1 protein-coding gene is annotated in these 778 nt (G+C 60.9%); it reads left to right on the forward strand.

From position 1 onward, the window contains the following. Positions 1-293 precede the first annotated feature (293 nt). The coding region (locus EN750_RS37100) for a PHB depolymerase family esterase (RefSeq protein ID WP_189526808.1) at positions 294-778 on the forward strand (485 nt) is incomplete at its 3' end.

Here is a 778-nt window from a genome sequence, read left to right on the forward strand (position 1 = left end):
GCCGACACAGCACGAAAAGCCGGCGCAACCTTTGCCTTATTGGGTGCCCTCTCTCTCATAGTCGGCGCTTTCATCGCCAGTGCCGCCGCGGCACTGGGCGGCAGGCAGCGCGACGACGAAGAGACGCTGTACCTCACCGAACGCTGAGTTGCGGATCGGCCGGTCCTCAGGGCCCGGCCGATCCCCCCTCATCTCAGTCTCCCTTGCTATTGTGCAGTGCAGCAACGATATTGCTGCGAGTGCGTTGCACACACGCCGTCCAATCATGGGCGTCAAAAACAAGGACGGCTCAATTGCGAAACATCTCCGATACGATCGCGCGCCTTACAGCACTGCGCGGGCTACAAAACACACATCCCAACTCTTTCACATCCGCCGATCGCCTCTCCACCCTCGGGAATTTCGGCTCCAATCCTGGTGCCTTGCAGGCACAATACTATATGCCCGCTGACCTCCCGGATGGGGCGCCGCTGGTCGTTGTGCTGCACGGTTGCACCCAGAATGCTGCCGGCTACGACCGCCACTCGGGATGGTCCCAACTCGCTGACGAGGGCGGTTTCGCACTTCTCTATCCCGAGCAGCAACGCGCCAACAACCCGAACCTCTGCTTCAATTGGTTCCTGCCGGCAGACACTGCGCGCGATCGCGGCGAGGTCTTCTCGATCCGGCAGATGATCGAGACGATGGTGGTTGCCCACGGCCTGGACCGAAAGCAAATATTCGTCACCGGTCTTTCAGCCGGCGGCGCAATGGCGGCAGCGATGATCGCTACTTATCC

It is taken from the genome of Mesorhizobium sp. M7A.F.Ca.ET.027.03.2.1 (assembly GCF_003999175.1).
GTDB lineage: Bacteria > Pseudomonadota > Alphaproteobacteria > Rhizobiales > Rhizobiaceae > Mesorhizobium.